The sequence below is a fragment of the Peribacillus muralis genome (genome assembly GCF_001645685.2).
GTDB lineage: Bacteria > Bacillota > Bacilli > Bacillales > DSM-1321 > Peribacillus > Peribacillus muralis_A.
In genome coordinates this window covers 135,310-153,116 of sequence record NZ_CP017080.1, presented here as the reverse complement: position 1 = coordinate 153,116, position 17,807 = coordinate 135,310, and the positions used below count along the sequence as shown (strand labels likewise).

General features: G+C 44.4%; 15 protein-coding genes, 9 tRNA genes and 3 rRNA genes. 4 read left to right on the top strand and 23 right to left on the bottom strand.

Going from position 1 to position 17,807, the window contains the following annotated elements; translation table 11 throughout:
* Positions 1-8: 8 nt before the first annotated feature.
* Positions 9-572, bottom strand: coding sequence for an RNA polymerase sigma factor SigW (gene sigW / locus ABE28_RS00875; RefSeq protein ID WP_064462164.1), 564 nt, complete (start codon positions 570-572; stop codon positions 9-11).
* 172 nt (positions 573-744) lie between these two features.
* Here sigW and ABE28_RS00870 point away from each other — a divergent pair, with 172 nt between their 5' ends.
* Positions 745-927, top strand: coding sequence for an aspartyl-phosphate phosphatase Spo0E family protein (locus ABE28_RS00870; protein ID WP_064462165.1), 183 nt, complete (start codon positions 745-747; stop codon positions 925-927).
* A gap of 137 nt (positions 928-1,064) precedes the next feature.
* Here the strand turns inward: ABE28_RS00870 and rocF are convergent, their stop codons facing one another.
* From rocF to ABE28_RS00800, 14 genes are all read right to left on the bottom strand, one after another.
* Positions 1,065-1,967, bottom strand: coding sequence for an arginase (gene rocF / locus ABE28_RS00865; protein ID WP_064462166.1), 903 nt, complete (start codon positions 1,965-1,967; stop codon positions 1,065-1,067).
* 194 nt (positions 1,968-2,161) lie between these two features.
* Positions 2,162-2,237 (bottom strand) — tRNA-Ala (locus ABE28_RS00860).
* Positions 2,238-2,262: 25 nt separating this feature from the next.
* A tRNA-Gly gene (locus ABE28_RS00855) sits at positions 2,263-2,334 on the bottom strand.
* Positions 2,335-2,337: 3 nt separating this feature from the next.
* Positions 2,338-2,412, bottom strand: a tRNA-Gln gene (locus tag ABE28_RS00850).
* A gap of 102 nt (positions 2,413-2,514) precedes the next feature.
* Positions 2,515-2,598: transfer RNA gene (locus ABE28_RS00845), tRNA-Tyr, on the bottom strand.
* 18 nt (positions 2,599-2,616) lie between these two features.
* Positions 2,617-2,692, bottom strand: a tRNA-Thr gene (locus ABE28_RS00840).
* A gap of 15 nt (positions 2,693-2,707) precedes the next feature.
* Positions 2,708-2,783 (bottom strand) — tRNA-Val (locus ABE28_RS00835).
* A gap of 17 nt (positions 2,784-2,800) precedes the next feature.
* A tRNA-Glu gene (locus ABE28_RS00830) sits at positions 2,801-2,875 on the bottom strand.
* Positions 2,876-2,906: 31 nt separating this feature from the next.
* Positions 2,907-2,979: transfer RNA gene (locus ABE28_RS00825), tRNA-Thr, on the bottom strand.
* A gap of 3 nt (positions 2,980-2,982) precedes the next feature.
* Positions 2,983-3,057, bottom strand: a tRNA-Asn gene (locus ABE28_RS00820).
* Positions 3,058-3,102: 45 nt separating this feature from the next.
* A 5S ribosomal RNA gene (rrf, locus tag ABE28_RS00815) occupies positions 3,103-3,218 on the bottom strand.
* Between the two features lie 76 nt (positions 3,219-3,294).
* Positions 3,295-6,227 (bottom strand): 23S ribosomal RNA (locus tag ABE28_RS00810).
* Positions 6,228-6,398: 171 nt separating this feature from the next.
* Positions 6,399-7,949 (bottom strand): 16S ribosomal RNA (locus ABE28_RS00805).
* Together the 16S, 23S and 5S rRNA genes with 9 tRNA genes alongside form the textbook arrangement of a ribosomal RNA operon.
* A gap of 281 nt (positions 7,950-8,230) precedes the next feature.
* On the bottom strand, positions 8,231-8,464 hold the full coding sequence (locus ABE28_RS00800; protein ID WP_064462562.1) for a hypothetical protein: 234 nt from the start codon (positions 8,462-8,464) through the stop codon (positions 8,231-8,233).
* A gap of 132 nt (positions 8,465-8,596) precedes the next feature.
* Here ABE28_RS00800 and pdaB point away from each other — a divergent pair, with 132 nt between their 5' ends.
* Positions 8,597-9,349 (top strand): polysaccharide deacetylase family sporulation protein PdaB, encoded by a 753-nt coding sequence (gene pdaB / locus ABE28_RS00795; protein WP_064462561.1) that lies wholly within the window; start codon positions 8,597-8,599, stop codon positions 9,347-9,349.
* 78 nt (positions 9,350-9,427) lie between these two features.
* Here the strand turns inward: pdaB and ABE28_RS00790 are convergent, their stop codons facing one another.
* Positions 9,428-10,111 (bottom strand): KinB-signaling pathway activation protein, encoded by a 684-nt coding sequence (locus tag ABE28_RS00790; RefSeq protein ID WP_064462560.1) that lies wholly within the window; start codon positions 10,109-10,111, stop codon positions 9,428-9,430.
* A 135-nt stretch (positions 10,112-10,246) separates the two neighbouring features.
* Here ABE28_RS00790 and gerD point away from each other — a divergent pair, with 135 nt between their 5' ends.
* A complete protein-coding gene (gene gerD / locus ABE28_RS00785; protein WP_064462559.1) occupies positions 10,247-10,837 on the top strand; it encodes a spore germination lipoprotein GerD in 591 nt (196 codons plus the stop codon).
* A gap of 39 nt (positions 10,838-10,876) precedes the next feature.
* Here gerD and ABE28_RS00780 read toward each other — a convergent pair whose 3' ends face one another.
* From ABE28_RS00780 to ABE28_RS00760, 5 genes are all read right to left on the bottom strand, one after another.
* Positions 10,877-11,935, bottom strand: coding sequence for an Mrp/NBP35 family ATP-binding protein (locus ABE28_RS00780; protein WP_064462558.1), 1,059 nt, complete (start codon positions 11,933-11,935; stop codon positions 10,877-10,879).
* Positions 11,936-12,078: 143 nt separating this feature from the next.
* A complete protein-coding gene (gene cwlD / locus ABE28_RS00775; RefSeq protein WP_064462557.1) occupies positions 12,079-12,795 on the bottom strand; it encodes an N-acetylmuramoyl-L-alanine amidase CwlD in 717 nt (238 codons plus the stop codon).
* Positions 12,796-12,873: 78 nt separating this feature from the next.
* Complete coding sequence (locus ABE28_RS00770) at positions 12,874-13,299, bottom strand: DUF2521 family protein (RefSeq protein ID WP_064462556.1); 426 nt, start codon at positions 13,297-13,299, stop codon at positions 12,874-12,876.
* Between the two features lie 549 nt (positions 13,300-13,848).
* Positions 13,849-14,379, bottom strand: coding sequence for an ECF transporter S component (locus ABE28_RS00765; protein ID WP_064462555.1), 531 nt, complete (start codon positions 14,377-14,379; stop codon positions 13,849-13,851).
* A gap of 172 nt (positions 14,380-14,551) precedes the next feature.
* Entirely contained in the window at positions 14,552-15,097 is a 546-nt protein-coding gene (locus tag ABE28_RS00760; RefSeq protein ID WP_064462554.1) for a TetR/AcrR family transcriptional regulator, read from the bottom strand.
* Positions 15,098-15,272: 175 nt separating this feature from the next.
* On the opposite strand from ABE28_RS00760, the gene ABE28_RS00755 reads away from it, so the two are divergent.
* Complete coding sequence (locus ABE28_RS00755) at positions 15,273-16,715, top strand: DHA2 family efflux MFS transporter permease subunit (RefSeq protein ID WP_064462553.1); 1,443 nt, start codon at positions 15,273-15,275, stop codon at positions 16,713-16,715.
* Positions 16,716-16,844: 129 nt separating this feature from the next.
* Here the strand turns inward: ABE28_RS00755 and rpsI are convergent, their stop codons facing one another.
* On the bottom strand, positions 16,845-17,237 hold the full coding sequence (gene rpsI / locus ABE28_RS00750; protein WP_057915234.1) for a 30S ribosomal protein S9: 393 nt from the start codon (positions 17,235-17,237) through the stop codon (positions 16,845-16,847).
* A 20-nt stretch (positions 17,238-17,257) separates the two neighbouring features.
* Positions 17,258-17,695: a 50S ribosomal protein L13 gene (gene rplM / locus ABE28_RS00745; RefSeq protein ID WP_034304960.1), complete on the bottom strand. Its 438-nt coding sequence runs from the start codon at positions 17,693-17,695 to the stop codon at positions 17,258-17,260.
* Positions 17,696-17,807: the final 112 nt, after the last annotated feature.

Below are 17,807 nucleotides of genomic sequence, written 5' to 3'. Positions count from 1 at the left end.
CCTTCTTTTTATAAATGGCGTAGTTGTTTACGCAAGGCTTCGCGACCGCGATGTATTCTTGTCTTGACTGTGCCGACTGGCAAATCGAGTATTTCGCTGATTTCCTTCAAGGATAACTCTTCAATATACTTCAATACGATTACCGATCTATATTTGTCTGGCAATTTCATGATTTCTTCTTGAATGGTTTCCTGCAGTTCTAAAGATTCCGCCTCTTCCTCGGGCTTTGCCACATTCGATGCAAGCTGGGAGTACATATTCAATCCCTCTGTTCCAGCAACTTCTGCATCGAGATAGTAATCCGGTTTTTTCTTGCGAAGGCGATCGATACAAAGGTTAGTCGCAATGCGATATAACCATGTAGAAAATTTCATGTCAATATTGAAACTTCGAATATTCACGAATGCCCTCACAAAGGCCTCTTGTGCCAAATCTTCTGCTTCTTGCCTGTTTCCAAGCATCCTGAAACATATCTGGAAAACTTTGTCCTTGTAAATTTCGACAATTTCCCCAAAAGCATTATGGTCTCCCTTTACTACTTGATTAATTCTCTCTTTAATGAGTGCATCCATTTTCCAGTATTACCCCCGCTCATGCGGCTATACGATTATTACGAATCGTAAGCTAAAAGGTTTCAAAATTTTAATACATTAATTTTAACAAAGTTTTACAAATTATGTTTAAGAAAAAAAAAACAGGGTTATATAGTAAGAAATTGTAAAATCCAAGGGAGTGGATCTCTATATGACTGCTGAACAGATTTTGGACCATATTGAACAATACAGACAAAAAATGATGAATATGGCTTCCCGTTCTTCGATGGTGGATAATGAAGTGGTTGAAGTAAGCAGCAAACTGGATATCTTGATCAATCAATACCTCTACCTAACAAAAGGCAGGAGTCTTAAGGACAGACATACAGTTTGAAAAGGGGAATGTGCTTGCAGCCATTTATGTTTGGAAATGTTCCAGTTACATACACCCAGGAAAATAAGCTTACGCCTTCTAGCATATAAAAAACAGTAACCCATTACAAGCCGGTTACTGTTTTTATATTACATCATTTATAGTAGTTTTTCCCCAAATAGCGATCCCATCAGTGCCACGGCAACGATTGCGGTTTTATTTCTCTCATCTAAAATCGGATTCACCTCAACGAATTCCGCCGAGGTAATCAAATCTGCTTCCGCGAGCATTTCCATCGCCAAATGACTTTCCCGGTAGCTAATGCCCCCAATCACCGGGGTCCCTACACCTGGAGCATCTGCAGGATCGACCCCATCCAAATCCAATGAGAGGTGGACGCCAACGGTTCGCTCCCTTAAATATTCAATGCATTCTTCCATGACCCGTGCCATTCCCATTCGATCGATTTCATGCATCGAGTAGACTTTAATCCCTTTATCACGTATAAGAGCTTTTTCCCCTTCATCCAAAGACCTCGCCCCAATGATCACGATGTTTTCCGGTTTAACCTTTGGATAGGCGCCATGGATATTGATTAAGTCCGGGTGCCCAAGCCCCATACTGACAGCAAGCGGCATTCCATGGATATTCCCTGATGGTGACGTTTCCTCCGTATTTAAATCCCCATGGGCGTCGTACCAAATCACGCCGACATTCCCATGGTGCTTAGCGACTCCCGCGAGCGTTCCTATTGCGATTGAATGATCGCCTCCCAATACGAGTGGAAAAGAGCCGCTTTCAATTATTTCATCTACTTTTGCAGCCAACTCGGTGTTACCTGCTGCGACAAGTGATAGATTTTTTAAATTCGTTTCAGGATCGTTGGCATTTTCAGGACGCCCCACCATTATATCTCCTAAATCCTCTACTTCTATATTTAGGCGTTCAAGACGCTCGATGATCCCTGCACAGCGGATTGCACTAGGTCCCATATCCACCCCGCGCCTTGCTTGACCAAGGTCCATGGGCAGACCAATGACGGAAATTTTCTGAATAGACATACAACTCCCCCTTTTCACCATTTTATATCGTAAATGCCTTGTGGTTCAACTGGACATTCCCATGTATAAAAATGCAGGCTTCAAGGTTCATCCTCGGTTTGTCGCAGTGATGCAAATGCTGGGCTAAACCATTTGAATAAAAAAAGCCTTAAGCCTGGTAGGCTTAAGACGTAAGTTTTGGTGTATGTAGTTGATGGTGGAGCCTAGCGGGATCGAACCGCTGACCTCCTGCGTGCAAGGCAGGCGCTCTCCCAGCTGAGCTAAGGCCCCAAAGGGGATTGTTGAAATGAAATAAAGCGGAAGACGGGATTCGAACCCGCGACCCCAACCTTGGCAAGGTTGTATTCTACCACTGAACTACTTCCGCAAATGGCTGGGCTAGAAGGGATCGAACCTTCGCATGACGGAATCAAAATCCGTTGCCTTACCGCTTGGCTATAGCCCAATATATACTATGTTTAATTAAATTCAACAAAATAAAAAGGTGGTAATCACATATTTCCCCATTAAAGAAAATATATAACTAATCCACAGGATTTTATTGAAATGGTGGAGGGGGGCAGATTCGAACTGCCGAACCCTAAGGAGCGGATTTACAGTCCGCCGCGTTTAGCCACTTCGCTACCCCTCCGCAATATATGGTTGTAAGTGGTGCCGGCAAGAGGACTTGAACCCCCAACCTACTGATTACAAGTCAGTTGCTCTACCAGTTGAGCTACACCGGCAAAAAAAGATTAAAATGGTGGAGGATGACGGGATCGAACCGCCGACCCTCTGCTTGTAAGGCAGATGCTCTCCCAGCTGAGCTAATCCTCCGATTTGAAAATGATGAATGGTGACCCGTACGGGATTCGAACCCGTGTTACCGCCGTGAAAGGGCGGTGTCTTAACCGCTTGACCAACGGGCCGGACTTGATTGTATTCATAGATAGATTGGGAAGCTCCCAAGCGGATTCGAACCGCTGACCTCTTCCTTACCATGGAAGTGCTCTACCTACTGAGCTATGGAAGCATATGGCTCCGCAGGTAGGACTCGAACCTACGACCGTTCGGTTAACAGCCGAATGCTCTACCACTGAGCTACTGCGGAATGATATAATGTTTCCTAAAACCCATTTAAAGATTTAAATGAATAGCCTGGCAACGTCCTACTCTCACAGGGGGAGACCCCCAACTACCATCGGCGCTGAAGAACTTAACTTCCGTGTTCGGAATGGGAACGGGTGTGACCTCTTCGCCATAACTGCCAGACCATATTCATTTTTTTGAAAGTTTTTCATTCCTTCAAAACTAGATAATAAGAAGGTATTTCATTTTTTAAAAAGCGTTGGTTAAGTCCTCGATCTATTAGTATCAGTCAGCTCCACATGTCACCACGCTTCCACCTCTGACCTATCAACCTGATCATCTTTCAGGGATCTTACTAGCTTGCGCCATGGGAAATCTCATCTTGAGGGGGGCTTCATGCTTAGATGCTTTCAGCACTTATCCCGTCCGCACGTAGCTACCCAGCTATGCCTTTGGCAAGACAACTGGTACACCAGCGGTGCGTCCATCCCGGTCCTCTCGTACTAAGGACAGCTCCTCTCAAATTTCCTGCGCCCGCGACGGATAGGGACCGAACTGTCTCACGACGTTCTGAACCCAGCTCGCGTACCGCTTTAATGGGCGAACAGCCCAACCCTTGGGACCGACTACAGCCCCAGGATGCGATGAGCCGACATCGAGGTGCCAAACCTCCCCGTCGATGTGGACTCTTGGGGGAGATAAGCCTGTTATCCCCGGGGTAGCTTTTATCCGTTGAGCGATGGCCCTTCCATGCGGAACCACCGGATCACTAAGCCCGACTTTCGTCCCTGCTCGACTTGTAGGTCTCGCAGTCAAGCTCCCTTGTGCCTTTACACTCTACGAATGATTTCCAACCATTCTGAGGGAACCTTTGGGCGCCTCCGTTACTCTTTAGGAGGCGACCGCCCCAGTCAAACTGCCCACCTGACACTGTCTCCCACCCCGATAAGGGGCGCGGGTTAGAATTTCAATACAGCCAGGGTAGTATCCCACCAACGCCTCCACCGAAGCTAGCGCTCCGGCTTCTCAGGCTCCTACCTATCCTGTACAAGCTGTACCAAAATTCAATATCAGGCTGCAGTAAAGCTCCACGGGGTCTTTCCGTCCTGTCGCGGGTAACCTGCATCTTCACAGGTACTATAATTTCACCGAGTCTCTCGTTGAGACAGTGCCCAGATCGTTACACCTTTCGTGCGGGTCGGAACTTACCCGACAAGGAATTTCGCTACCTTAGGACCGTTATAGTTACGGCCGCCGTTTACTGGGGCTTCGGTTCAAAGCTTCGCTTGCGCTAACCTCTCCCCTTAACCTTCCAGCACCGGGCAGGTGTCAGCCCCTATACTTCGCCTTGCGGCTTCGCAGAGACCTGTGTTTTTGCTAAACAGTCGCCTGGGCCTATTCACTGCGGCTTTTCTGGGCTATTCACCCTAAAAAGCACCCCTTCTCCCGAAGTTACGGGGTCATTTTGCCGAGTTCCTTAACGAGAGTTCTCTCGCACACCTTAGGATTCTCTCCTCGCCTACCTGTGTCGGTTTGCGGTACGGGCACCTTACATCTCACTAGAGGCTTTTCTTGGCAGCGTGGAATCAGGAACTTCGGTACTATATTTCCCTCGCCATCACAGCTCCGCCTTGGTGGAAACGGGATTTGCCTCGTTTCCGGCCTAACTGCTTGGACGCGCATATCCAACAGCGCGCTTACCCTATCCTTCTGCGTCCCCCCATCGTTCAAACGATGTATAGGTGGTACAGGAATATCAACCTGTTGTCCATCGCCTACGCCTTTCGGCCTCGGCTTAGGTCCCGACTAACCCTGAGCGGACGAGCCTTCCTCAGGAAACCTTAGGCATTCGGTGGAAGGGATTCTCACCCTTCTTTCGCTACTCATACCGGCATTCTCACTTCTAAGCGCTCCACCAGTCCTTCCGGTCTGACTTCAACGCCCTTAGAACGCTCTCCTACCATCGACACCTAATGGTGTCAATCCACAGCTTCGGTGATACGTTTAGCCCCGGTACATTTTCGGCGCGGAGTCACTCGACCAGTGAGCTATTACGCACTCTTTAAATGGTGGCTGCTTCTAAGCCAACATCCTGGTTGTCTAAGCAACTCCACATCCTTTTCCACTTAACGTATACTTTGGGACCTTAGCTGGTGGTCTGGGCTGTTTCCCTTTCGACTACGGATCTTATCACTCGCAGTCTGACTCCCAAGAATAAGTATTTGGCATTCGGAGTTTGACTGAATTCGGTAACCCGTTGGGGGCCCCTAGTCCAATCAGTGCTCTACCTCCAATACTCTCATCTTGAGGCTAGCCCTAAAGCTATTTCGGAGAGAACCAGCTATCTCCAGGTTCGATTGGAATTTCTCCGCTACCCACACCTCATCCCCGCACTTTTCAACGTGCGTGGGTTCGGGCCTCCATTCAGTGTTACCTGAACTTCACCCTGGACATGGGTAGATCACCTGGTTTCGGGTCTACGACCTCATACTCATTCGCCCTATTCAGACTCGCTTTCGCTGCGGCTCCGTCTCATCAACTTAACCTCGCATGAAATCGTAACTCGCCGGTTCATTCTACAAAAGGCACGCCATTACCCATTAACGGGCTCTGACTACTTGTAGGCACACGGTTTCAGGATCTATTTCACTCCCCTTCCGGGGTGCTTTTCACCTTTCCCTCGCGGTACTGGTTCACTATCGGTCACTAGGGAGTATTTAGCCTTGGGAGATGGTCCTCCCTGCTTCCGACGGGATTTCTCGTGTTCCGCCGTACTCAGGATCCACTCAGGAGGGAACGAAGTTTCAACTACAGGGTTTTTACCTTCTTTGACGGACCTTTCCAGATCGCTTCATTTACCCCGTTCCTTTGTAACTCCATGTTGAGTGTCCTACAACCCCAAGAGGCAAGCCTCTTGGTTTGGGCTAATTCCGTTTCGCTCGCCGCTACTCAGGAAATCGCATTTGCTTTCTCTTCCTCCGGGTACTTAGATGTTTCAGTTCCCCGGGTCTGCCTTCAGTACCCTATGTATTCAGGTAAAGATACTGTTCCATTACGAACAGTGGGTTTCCCCATTCGGAAATCTCCGGATCAAAGCTTACTTACAGCTCCCCGAAGCATATCGGTGTTAGTCCCGTCCTTCATCGGCTCCTAGTGCCAAGGCATCCACCGTGCGCCCTTTCTAACTTAACCGTTAAAAAAGTCTTACAGATGCTTTGAAAAAATTAATTGCCTTCTATCTATTATCTAGTTTTCAAGGAACAAAGTAGAAAGAACCCATCACAACGTGATGCTTCTTCCGTGATTGAATGAATTACTCATTCAAAACTGAACAAAACAAAAGCGCACTCGTATTATCCTTAGAAAGGAGGTGATCCAGCCGCACCTTCCGATACGGCTACCTTGTTACGACTTCACCCCAATCATCTGTCCCACCTTAGGCGGCTGGCTCCATGAAGGTTACCTCACCGACTTCGGGTGTTACAAACTCTCGTGGTGTGACGGGCGGTGTGTACAAGGCCCGGGAACGTATTCACCGCGGCATGCTGATCCGCGATTACTAGCGATTCCGGCTTCATGCAGGCGAGTTGCAGCCTGCAATCCGAACTGAGAATGGCTTTATGGGATTCGCTTACCTTCGCAGGTTCGCAGCCCTTTGTACCATCCATTGTAGCACGTGTGTAGCCCAGGTCATAAGGGGCATGATGATTTGACGTCATCCCCACCTTCCTCCGGTTTGTCACCGGCAGTCACCTTAGAGTGCCCAACTGAATGCTGGCAACTAAGATCAAGGGTTGCGCTCGTTGCGGGACTTAACCCAACATCTCACGACACGAGCTGACGACAACCATGCACCACCTGTCACTCTGTCCCCCGAAGGGGAACGCCCTATCTCTAGGGTTGTCAGAGGATGTCAAGACCTGGTAAGGTTCTTCGCGTTGCTTCGAATTAAACCACATGCTCCACCGCTTGTGCGGGCCCCCGTCAATTCCTTTGAGTTTCAGCCTTGCGGCCGTACTCCCCAGGCGGAGTGCTTAATGCGTTAGCTGCAGCACTAAAGGGCGGAAACCCTCTAACACTTAGCACTCATCGTTTACGGCGTGGACTACCAGGGTATCTAATCCTGTTTGCTCCCCACGCTTTCGCGCCTCAGTGTCAGTTACAGACCAGAAAGTCGCCTTCGCCACTGGTGTTCCTCCAAATCTCTACGCATTTCACCGCTACACTTGGAATTCCACTTTCCTCTTCTGCACTCAAGTTCCCCAGTTTCCAATGACCCTCCACGGTTGAGCCGTGGGCTTTCACATCAGACTTAAGGAACCACCTGCGCGCGCTTTACGCCCAATAATTCCGGACAACGCTTGCCACCTACGTATTACCGCGGCTGCTGGCACGTAGTTAGCCGTGGCTTTCTGGTTAGGTACCGTCAAGGTACCAGCAGTTACTCTGGTACTTGTTCTTCCCTAACAACAGAACTTTACGACCCGAAGGCCTTCTTCGTTCACGCGGCGTTGCTCCGTCAGACTTTCGTCCATTGCGGAAGATTCCCTACTGCTGCCTCCCGTAGGAGTCTGGGCCGTGTCTCAGTCCCAGTGTGGCCGATCACCCTCTCAGGTCGGCTACGCATCGTCGCCTTGGTGAGCCATTACCCCACCAACTAGCTAATGCGCCGCGGGCCCATCTATAAGTGACAGCGTAAACCGTCTTTCCATCTTCTCTCATGCGAGAAAAGAACGTATCCGGTATTAGCTCCGGTTTCCCGAAGTTATCCCAGTCTTATAGGCAGGTTGCCCACGTGTTACTCACCCGTCCGCCGCTAACTTCAGGGAGCAAGCTCCCATCCATTCGCTCGACTTGCATGTATTAGGCACGCCGCCAGCGTTCGTCCTGAGCCAGGATCAAACTCTCCGAAGAAATGTTTGACTTGCTCATTTGCTTTTTGATAGTGTGTGCTCACTTAAAATTTAACGTTGGCGCTTTGTTTTGTTCAGTTTTCAAAGAGCAATTTTTTCGCTTAATCTCTCTTAGCGACTTTAATATCTTAACATCTCATTGCCATGCCGTCAACAACTTTTTTAAAAAGTTTTTTTCATCTCTTTTTAGTAAGCCTTTAAGTTGCAGCAACTTTTATAATATACCAGCGTCCAAATCAATAGTCAATAGGTTTCACGAATAAAATCAACTTTTAGCAATGTTCATTGATTATGCTTCGATAATTTCGTTTTCACCTTCATATATACAAGGCATTCCTCTTCAGTGCTCACCCTTTTAAACAAACTGAAAAGGATATTGAATTTCTCGTTCATGGCCCTTTTGATTATGTGATCGATCCTTTCATCCTGAAAATCACTTACGATCTCATCCATTTCCCTTTTTAACAAATACTCCAATTCCAATTTTTCTTTGTCACTGATCAATAAACCGAGCATGACCGACACCTCCAACAGACATCTTTCCCTAAAGATACGAATTTTATCAAGCCAGTCATGATTTTTTTTGCATAACAAAATTCCTTTCGCATAAATTTGAAGACAAGAGTCTTGGACAAGGGGATGGAATTAATGAAATTTTTCATGGTGCTTCAAGCAAGGAACATCAAATTTTATTCGTTAATTTTACTCACGGCACTGTTTACCGCTTGGTTCCTATTTGTACAAAACATACTACATGCTCCTGTTTTTTCTACTGAGGATGGACCAAAAGCGGTTTATAAAGGAGAGAAGAATGTTGCGATAACATTCAATATTGGCTGGGGTGATGAAAAGGCGGAACCGATAATAGAAACTTTAAAGAAGGAGAACATTAAATCTGCCACTTTTTTTCTTTCAGGTTCTTGGGCTGAGCGTCACCCTGATATCGTAGCCCAAATCGTAAAAGATGGATATGAAATCGGTATGCTTGGTTACGATTATAAGGATTATTCCGAAATGGACGATCAAGAAATCATTCGGGATATTTCTAAAGCCCAGGAAGCATTTAAAAAGCTTAATGTAAAAAATATAGAGCTTCTCAGGGCACCAACCGGTCATTTCGATAAACGTCTCTTAAAGATCAGTGATAATTTTGGATATACTGTAGTCCATTGGAGCATTGATTCAAAGGATTGGACAAATCCGGGAGTGGAACGAATCGTCCAGAATATCAACAAGGCACAAAAGGGCGATATCATCTTATTGCATGCTTCCGACTCGGCAAAACAAACGAACAAGGCACTTCCGGAGTTATTGGATGAGCTTCGCGCAAAAAATTTGACCTTCGTTAACGTGTCGGAGATGATATCCAACTCATCCGCAAGCAGTGAGGAAATCCGCTAAATAGCAAAACTGCGTATAGTTGGCCCTTAAGCCATCCATACGCAGTTCCAATCTGGATTCAATATGTACGCAAATAGGTTAGCTGCCTTTCCCCAATTCGCCCGCCTTCATTTTTGCTCCCTTTATTTGAGCTTTCTTCTGCGCTCTTTTACCTGCCAATTCCTTCTGTGAACGCTCGATCAATTTGCTTAGGACCAATAATTGATAAGCATTGCAGACCAGCAGGGGAAACAGCATGAAGTAAAGCCAGCCTTCATCATTTGAATTCAGGACAGGCAACCACTCCAAAACCGTGAATACGACCATGAAAAATAAAGCGGGAATGAATGATCGTCCATTCGTTTGCTTCATTTTGAAAAAGGCCGTAAGTAACGCGGCAGCTAACACAATCAAGGCTAGCACGATATAGGAGCTGATTCCCTCACCCGATCCAAAATTAAGGTACCGCAGGTAAACTAAATCGAATACAACAAAAAGGATGAGTACAATTTGCACGGCATTCCATAGGTAAGCGCTTTTAAAAATCCCTAGACCGAATCGATGTATCGTTAAATACGCAAAAAAGCCCGCTTGGCTTATAACACTGAATATTAATCCAACACCGAATAACCAAATAAAGGTTGAAAGGATGCTACTGACTTCAAAAGAAGAAAAATAAGGCTTAAACTCACCCCATCGAGCCAAAAAACCTACAACTCCCCCGGTTATACCGCCGATAAGCAATGTCGTAAAAAACAATTTAACTAAATTACGGCTGTTCATTGTTTTCCCCCATACATGTCTATTATTTCCTTAATTGTACCAACCAAATTTGGAAAAATCCACTTATTCTACCAGGGAATAATATCGCCGTTTGAAACCATATTAACAGTAAGAAGGATGAAAGGGGCCCTGCGCATGAAAGTGGGAGTTGCTTTGTTATTCACGTCATTCTTGCTCATTTTTTCCGGTTGTGCTCAAAATGGGGCAGGCCAAGATAAAATGGAGTATGAAGAGACAAAGAAAATGGTCGTTGATATCCTGAAGACAGATGATGGAAAAAAGGCCATCCAGGATATCATTTCCGATGATAAAACAAAGGCTGAACTTATTATGGATTCGGATGTCATTAAAAAATCCATTGAAGATATGATCACTTCAGATAAAGGCAAGGAATTTTGGAAAAAGACTTTTAAAGATCCTGAATTTGTCGCCGCTTATGCTAAAGCTCTAGAAGATGAACATAAAAAGATGTTGAAGGACTTAACGAAAGATCCGCAGTACCGCGGTATGCTCATCGAAATATTAAAAGAACCGGATTTGGAAAAAGAAATGGATAAATTATTGAAAACGAAGGAAATGCGTTCGGTTTACAAAGAATTGATTATAGAAACCATGGATAGTCCTCTCGTTCAAGCGAAGATGCAGGAAAGATTGGATAAAGCAGTTTCAAAAGCTGCAGAGAAGGAAACTAAAGGCGAAGAAAAAGATAAGAAGGACAAGGAATGAAATAAGGCTGATTCCAATTGGAATCAGCCTTTATTTTTTTTATTGAAGCTTTTCAATGACCTTCTTGGCGATGTCTTCATAAATCCTGCCTAGCCTATGATCTGCCGCGTATATCGAAGGTGCGAAGTCCTCTTCATTCCAATCCGGCTGCTGCAGGGGAAGCTGTCCCAAAACTTCCGTACGAAGTTCTTCAGCAAGCTTCGCCCCCCCGCCTTTTCCGAATACATATTCTTTCTCTCCAGTCGTTTTACTTTCAAAGAATGACATATTCTCAATGACACCAATGACTTCATGCTCTGTCTTGATGGCCATCGCACCGGCTCTTGCAGCAACGAAGGCTGCAGTCGGGTGCGGTGTCGTCACGATGATTTCCTTACAGGATGGCAGCATCGTATGGACGTCCAAAGCAACATCACCCGTACCTGGCGGCAAGTCAAGCACTAAATAGTCCAGCTCTCCCCATTCCACTTCATTGAAGAAACTGTTCAGCATTTTGCCAAGCATCGGACCTCTCCAGATGATTGGGGCATTATCTTCGACAAAAAAGCCCATCGATATTACTTGAACTCCAAACCTTTCAACCGGAATGATCCTCTCCCCGCGAACGACAGGTCGTTTTGTAATTCCCATCATATCAGGTACGCTGAATCCGTAAATATCAGCGTCAACAAGACCGACCTTTTTTCCCAAACGAGCAAGTGAAGTAGCGAAATTGACTGAAATCGTCGATTTTCCCACTCCGCCTTTACCGCTGGCGATCGCAATGAATTGCGTTTTGCTGTTCGGCCCAAGTAAGCCTTGGTCCCCTTCATCCTGCGGCATGTTTTCACGGTGCTTAGACAGCTCGTCTTCTGAAAGCTCCGTGAAGCGAATTCCTACCGACTCCGCTCCATTCGTTTTCAGCAAATCCACCACTTCCGTTTGCATTTGCATTTGCTCCGCAGTCCCCGTTTTCGCGATCGCAAGTTTAACGCTTACATGATTCTTTTCAGGCTTTATTTTTATTTCTATGATCCCATTAGTTTCTTCAAGGCTTTTATGTAGAAAAGGGTCTTTAAGATCCTTTAGTAAATTCAGTACTTTCTCTTCTGTGAACAAGTCGAGCACCCCTTTGACATTCGTTTTATTTTCCCATTTTCAGTATAACATATTACGGAAATAAAGCTTATCTTCTGCCCAGTTTCGAAGATGTAAGCTTTTGCCCATAGTAAAAAGGCCTTGTACCCTACAAGACCCAACCATCAATTTTCATCCTTTAGCTTTTCCTCCGTAAAGTAACGTAGAATCCCCATATAAATTGAACTCGCAATCTTCTCTTGATACTTATCACTGATAAGGCGTTCCCTTTCCTCTGCATTGGAAAGAAAGCCTATTTCAACAAGCGCTCCCGGTTTCTTTGCATAATTCATTAAGTAAACATGATTGATCGTTTTTGCATCACGCTTCGTATTCTCAAGATTTCTTATGATTTCGGCCTGAATGAACTTGGCCACCTGTTCATTTTCCTCATACCTCTTCGTATAGAAGGTTTGGGCACCTTTGGATGACGCCGAAGGAAATGAATTCAAATGGATGGTCAAGAATAAATCCGCTTCCGAATTATTTATCATTTCAACCCTGTTCCGTAGGTCCTCCTGTTTGCGCTGACGGACTCCCTTCGTATTTCTTTGGGCGAGATCCTCGTCCTTCTCACGGGTCATGATGACAAGGGCTCCCTGCTCCTGCAAATAATCACGTACCTTTAATGAGACCGAAAGTGCAATTTCCTTTTCCATGACATCCTGTACGTTGGCACCGCCATCCATTCCCCCATGACCGGCATCAAGGACGATCACTTTACCTGCCAGCGGAAGGTTCCAGGAGTCCCAAGAATCATCTTCAACAAACTTAAACGTTACAATTAAAAAAAGGACAAACAATCCCATAGCGATACCAGTGTATTTCAGCTTTCTACGCATGACGTTCTCCTTCCATGATCCCTCTACTAAAAATTATGGGACAATCCATGGAATTAGAACAAAAAGCTTTGTTCCCCCTCAGTGCAATTTCATTTTATAACGTTTTTCACCAGTTTTGAAACCGTCCTGCCACCACTCTCCGACAAACCCCTCGCAGCAATAAAATAACCCTTCATCGAAAGCGTTATTCGCTGTAACTTCCCGCCAATACAAAATAAAGTTGAACAGGGTATCGATCAAAAACTTTTCTTCCTTAAAGCACCTGGCCCTCACATCGTCCACCGACTCACCATAATAGCCAAACTTGCTATAATTCGCCCCTAATAAAAAGGCTTCGATGGCCACATCAAAATAACCTTCCACCAAGACTTCCATAAAGTCCTGACCAAAGTAGCGCTGGATCCGCCCCTTCATGTCATCGATAGATAGCTCCCTTAGCAGCCTGCGCTCGAACTTCAATTGCTTTTCCTTTTGCAGCTCCTGTAAACCTAATATGACAGCCATATTTCACCTCCGGGGCTTACCCCATTTCCCAAATTATTTCCCAAGACATAATTTAGTTTTTGCGTTCTAATTCGAACCATTCATTGATTTCATTGGCAATAATTAATGAGGATAAATTACTAACGCAGGAAATGAGCATTCATGATGCTGATTGCCAAAAGGGCTTTATTGCAAGTATTAAAGATACCTCCTTTGAAAGAAGCATCATATCATTCATGAACAGTGAGACAAGGACCTCCTCGGGAAGCAGCCGGAGCGTTACTCGCGAGTTTGACACTTTTACTCGCCAATTTGGCTTTGACTCGAATACAGGTTCTATACGTTGAAGGCAGTAACATTCCTGCTTGGAAATGCACTTCTACGCATTCCTCACATGTGCGCAAAACCTGAGGAGGCTCACCGTCCGCTTCTGGATCAAATGCAGAGCGACCGATTTACGGGGTTAATCCACAGAAAGAAGCGCAGTCCCTATGACTGCGCTTCTTATCATCATCCCATTATCTCACTGCCTGCTCGGGCAGCTTCCCGAGCTTGTCCTTCGTTCCATTCTTATAGCTGTCCGGCTCTTTGCTTTAACCGGCCTGCAAGCGGGACGACGATGATGCCGGCCAGGACGACCTGCATGACGTTACCAGGGATGGATCCGAAAGGCTGAATCCAGTTCCCGTACAGGATGACCTCGACGAAGTAGTAGCCGACGATTTTAATGATGAGGGCAACGGCAACTGCCAGTGTGTATACGACCACCCTTTTTCCAGGTACCTTTTCAGCTATAAGCCCGGCTAGATAGCCCATTGTACCGACGATGATGAATGTGAACGGAGCCCATGCTGCCCAACCGGAGAAAAGATCGAAGAGGGCCATTCCGAAGGCTCCTGCTATCGCCCCGGTTTTTTTGCCGTAAACGAGTGCCGCTATGAAAAGCGGAACGTTACCGAGGTGGATGAGGCCGCCATTCCCCATTATCGGGAGCTTTATATTGATGAACATTGTAGCTACAAGGGTCAATGCGATGAAAAGTGCATTGATGACCAAGGTCCTTGTTTTTGTCGTTTCTACCGATGAGTATGCTGAATTCATATGAAGTCCTCTTTCTTTTTTTAGTATTATCATACTCCTAAACATACACTTAATAAATATTGATTTTACAAATAATTCTCCATTACATAAATAAATTCATGTGTGAACATCATTGAGCGACACGGATGGTTCACGGGGAAAAACAAGGCCATTCAAACGGCTAAAAAAAACATTACACTCTGTACATTAAATAAATTTGATTGGCCATATAATCGGAACTAAAATGAAGCCCCTGTCTTAGCCACCATATGATGATGCCTGCCAATGAGGCAGTTTTAATATCAATGTCGACATAATCGTCAGGTAACTCCTTCTGTGTATTCTTCCTTCTTGTTTCTACTAGTTTCTTTAATAGGGAAAACAATTTCTCCTCGAACTGATTCGTTTTAAACAAAATAAGTAGATGGCTTCGATGAATATATAAATAATCAAGTAATTGTGTTAGCTGCTGTTTTTCAGACAAATCTTTTGCATGCTTCAAAGCAAAAATTTTATTCGAAAGCTCATTTGAAATTTCATCTGTGATTTGGGTCAGTAAATCTTGAATATCCTGATAATGCAAGTAAAATGTCGTCCGATTTAACCCTGCCCTGGCTGCAATTTTCTGAACCGTCAAATTGGGAATGATGGGATCCTCACATAAGAGAGCGATGACAGCTTGTTTAAACATGTCTCTTGACCGAATGGTACGTGGATCTTCTTTTTTAGATATAGACATTTTTTACTCCTTTATAGATTTTTCTTTGCCTTTCACGACAGCATATATTTCTATGTCGATTAGTGGACATTTTCAAAAAAACTGTTCATGGTCAGGAACGCTTATTTTTGTTACCATCGATTTTATCGACATGATGTCGAAAAAGCAAGTCAAAACAAAGGAGTTTACGAATGTAATGAACCTAACAGAAGGAAATAAAAAAGTTTTAATGATCGTATTGATTGCTGGCTGTTTTTTATCAACCTTGAATCAGACTTTGTTAAATGTGGCATTGAGTGGTTTAATGGAGGCATTTCATGTAACGGCTGCTACTGTGCAATGGCTATCAACAGGATTTATGCTAGTAAACGGTGTTTTGGTGCCGATTACGGCTTTTTTAATGAAACGGTTCACAACAAGGCAGCTATTTATTAGCTCGATGTTCTTTTTATTCATTGGATCTGTAATTTGTGCTTGTGCGCTGAATTTCGGCATGCTGTTAACGGGAAGAATGATCCAAGCCATCGGTGCCGGGATTATTATGCCACTAATGATGACCGTTATTCTGTATTTATATCCTAGTGAAAAGCGCGGGAGTGTTATGGGGACAATTGGCTTTGCGATGATTTTTGCACCAGCCATCGCCCCTACATTATCTGGCTTCATCATTGAGTATATGTCATGGAGATGGCTATTTATTGGATTGACCCCTTTTATATTCATCGTCATTATTCTAGCATTCAGATACTTGATGAATGTTACCGAGACGACAAAAGCAAAACTGGATATCGTAAGTGTCATTTTATCGACGATTGGTTTTGGATGTATATTATTTGGATTTAGCAGCGCAGGAAGCAAGGGTTGGGATGATCCGGTTGTCATTATGACAATAATCATCGGAATGCTCGTTTCGACTTCATTCTGTTTCCGTCAAATGAAATCCAGCGACCCTTTATTAAATTTATCTGTATTTAAGTATAAAGTATTCACGCTCACGTCCTTCATCAACATACTGATTACGATGATCATGTACGCAGATTTAATTCTCTTACCAATTTACTTGCAAAATGGACGGGGTTTTACAGCACTTGAAGCCGGTTTACTGTTATTACCTGGAGCTGTGATTAATGCCTTCTTATCCCCTGTCACTGGTAGGATGTATGATAAATATGGGGCTAGGCCTCTCTTCATTACAGGTTTAGTCTGCATCATCGTTTCCATGTGGGGAGTCATGGATATTACCGAATCCACAACCTATAGCTATTTAATGATTCGTACCATTATATTACGAATTGGATTAAGCTTTATTACCATGCCTTTAAATACAGCAGGCTTGAATACTTTACCAAGGGAATTGGGTTCCCATGGTTCAGCTGTGAATACTACCATTCGCCAATTGTCAGGCGCTATCGGAACAGCAGTTGTCATCACAGTGTATACAATCCAAGCAACTTCACATGCTTCTGAGCTATCAATGCAACATGAAAGTATTTCAGCTTTTCGACTAAAGGCATTAGCTTCTATTTATGGCTCAAGTGATGCCTATGTTTTAATGTTAATCTTGTCTTTTGTTGCGTTAATTTTTGCCTGCTTCATGCCGGGAAAAGCTATAAAAAGCGATGGAGAATCCCATAGCTAAAATTGTTACCGATCGAATAGTTAAAATAAAGCATATCTGGACATCAAGATATGCTTTTTCATATATTTCCGAGCATAAAAAAAGAGCCCCAACCAATATGGTTGAGGACCTTTCGAAACGGTAATAGAATTAACGTTTTGAGAACTGAGGTGCACGACGTGCGCCTTTAAGACCGTATTTTTTACGTTCTTTCATACGTGGGTCACGAGTTAGTAAACCAGCAGTTTTAAGAGACGGACGGTATTCTGGATCAACTTGAAGCAATGCACGAGCGATACCGTGACGGATTGCTCCAGCTTGACCAGTGTATCCTCCACCGCTAACGTTTACTAGAATGTCGTAATTTCCAGTAGTTTCAGTTGCAACTAGTGGTTGGTTAACAACTTCACGTAATGCTGCGAAAGGAATATATTCATTAATGTCACGACCGTTAATAACGATGCGACCTTCGCCTGGTACTAAACGTACACGAGCTACTGAGCTCTTACGGCGACCAGTACCATAATATTGAACTTGTGCCAAGATAGTAACCTCCTTAGTAATTATCCGCGTAATTCGTATACTTCTGGTTGTTGAGCAGCGTGTGGGTGCTCAGCTCCAGCGTATACGTGTAATTTTTTGTAGATTTGACGTCCAAGAGAATTCTTTGGAAGCATACCTTTGATAGCAAGTTCAAGCATTCTCTCAGGGTAGTTTGTACGCATTTCAAGAGCAGTTCTAGTTTTTAGACCGCCTGGATGCATAGTGTGACGGTAATAAATTTTGTCAGTCAATTTTTTACCAGTCAAGTGGATTTTTTCAACATTGATTAAAATTACATGATCACCAGTGTCAATGTTCGGTGTAAAAGTTGGTTTATGTTTACCACGTAAGATGGATGCTACTTCAGTAGAAAGGCGACCCAAAGTTTTGCCTTCAGCGTCAATCACATACCATTTACGTTCTACTTCATTAGCTTTCGCCATAAATGTCGTACGCATGGTTAACCTCCTAAAAAACTTTTTAATTTTTTATATTTATTTTCAATCACAATAAACTTCCGGGGCTTATCGTGGGATTAAAATACATACCATATTATATTAACTTCTCCCA

What these genes read in the sequence shown, in the direction of transcription:
- sigW (WP_064462164.1), bottom strand. Translation starts at nt 572, where the DNA reads ATGGATGCACTCATTAAAGAGAGAATTAATCAAGTAGTAAAGGGAGAC.
- ABE28_RS00870 (WP_064462165.1), top strand. Translation starts at nt 745, where the DNA reads ATGACTGCTGAACAGATTTTGGACCATATTGAACAATACAGACAAAAA.
- rocF (WP_064462166.1), bottom strand. Translation starts at nt 1,967, where the DNA reads ATGTCTATTCAGAAAATTTCCGTCATTGGTCTGCCCATGGACCTTGGT.
- ABE28_RS00800 (WP_064462562.1), bottom strand. Translation starts at nt 8,464, where the DNA reads ATGCTCGGTTTATTGATCAGTGACAAAGAAAAATTGGAATTGGAGTAT.
- pdaB (WP_064462561.1), top strand. Translation starts at nt 8,597, where the DNA reads ATGAAATTTTTCATGGTGCTTCAAGCAAGGAACATCAAATTTTATTCG.
- ABE28_RS00790 (WP_064462560.1), bottom strand. Translation starts at nt 10,111, where the DNA reads ATGAACAGCCGTAATTTAGTTAAATTGTTTTTTACGACATTGCTTATC.
- gerD (WP_064462559.1), top strand. Translation starts at nt 10,247, where the DNA reads ATGAAAGTGGGAGTTGCTTTGTTATTCACGTCATTCTTGCTCATTTTT.
- cwlD (WP_064462557.1), bottom strand. Translation starts at nt 12,795, where the DNA reads ATGCGTAGAAAGCTGAAATACACTGGTATCGCTATGGGATTGTTTGTC.
- ABE28_RS00770 (WP_064462556.1), bottom strand. Translation starts at nt 13,299, where the DNA reads ATGGCTGTCATATTAGGTTTACAGGAGCTGCAAAAGGAAAAGCAATTG.
- ABE28_RS00765 (WP_064462555.1), bottom strand. Translation starts at nt 14,379, where the DNA reads ATGAATTCAGCATACTCATCGGTAGAAACGACAAAAACAAGGACCTTG.
- ABE28_RS00760 (WP_064462554.1), bottom strand. Translation starts at nt 15,097, where the DNA reads ATGTCTATATCTAAAAAAGAAGATCCACGTACCATTCGGTCAAGAGAC.
- ABE28_RS00755 (WP_064462553.1), top strand. Translation starts at nt 15,273, where the DNA reads ATGAACCTAACAGAAGGAAATAAAAAAGTTTTAATGATCGTATTGATT.
- rplM (WP_034304960.1), bottom strand. Translation starts at nt 17,695, where the DNA reads ATGCGTACGACATTTATGGCGAAAGCTAATGAAGTAGAACGTAAATGG.